This is a genomic window from Bradyrhizobium algeriense (genome assembly GCF_003062295.1).
In the GTDB taxonomy this organism is placed as follows: domain Bacteria; phylum Pseudomonadota; class Alphaproteobacteria; order Rhizobiales; family Xanthobacteraceae; genus Bradyrhizobium; species Bradyrhizobium algeriense.
Genome location: NZ_PYCN01000177.1, coordinates 1 through 718, shown reverse-complemented (window position 1 = coordinate 718; position 718 = coordinate 1). Strand labels below are relative to the sequence as shown.

2 protein-coding genes are annotated in these 718 nt (G+C 62.7%); one reads left to right on the top strand and one right to left on the bottom strand.

Going from position 1 to position 718, the window contains the following annotated elements:
- On the bottom strand, positions 1-186 hold a 186-nt coding region (locus C7G61_RS42975), incomplete at its 3' end, for a hypothetical protein (RefSeq protein ID WP_145963839.1).
- Between the two features lie 233 nt (positions 187-419).
- Here C7G61_RS42975 and C7G61_RS42970 point away from each other — a divergent pair.
- Positions 420-718: helix-turn-helix domain-containing protein (locus tag C7G61_RS42970; protein WP_108523436.1), on the top strand; the 299-nt coding region annotated here is incomplete at its 3' end.

The window sequence follows — 718 nt, the reverse complement described above, 5'->3', positions numbered from 1 at the left end:
CACCTCCTCGCCAGTGTGATTCAGGATCCGCACGGCATCCGGCTTCTGCGGCATATCCAACGTCTCGAAGAGGGACAGGGCTCTCACTTTCACGTCCTCCAGATCCGCTGCGTCATGTTCAACCCGATCCAGGATCGCATGAGCTTCGTCTGTGCCACGCACCCGAAAGAACTCGATGATAAACATCATAGAGGTTCCGTTTCGCACAGGACCGCGACATCAGCATCGTTTCGTGCGAGAAGCGCTTGCAGAACTGCCAGTGTGGCTTCATCTGCCGCTGCAGCCGCAAGCTCGAAGACGGCAATGGCGTAGGTGTAGCGCGACGCGCGAATGTGTGAGTAAGGCGACGGCCAGATTTACGAGATGTCGCCTCCGGTTGAAGTCGACCTACCGTGTCACGGGACGACACGGAGGAGCGCATGAGCCGGCTCGATCAGGAGGCTCGCATGACTATCAAGGCATTGGCGGCGCGGGGAGCGACCAACAGTGAGATCGCCCGCTTGCTGGGCGTGACGGAAGGCGCGGTTCGCTATCAGGTGAAGCGGTTCGAGAGGGGCCTGACCGATGGCCGCGCCCGCCAGCCTTTCAAGGCCGAGGCCGTTGCCGCCGCCATCGCGCAGTGGCGGGTCAGCCAGGCGGACGGTCCGATCAACCTGGCCGCCCTGCATGGCTGGCTGCGCTGCGAGCACGGCTACACCGGCAGCCTGAGATCGGTCCA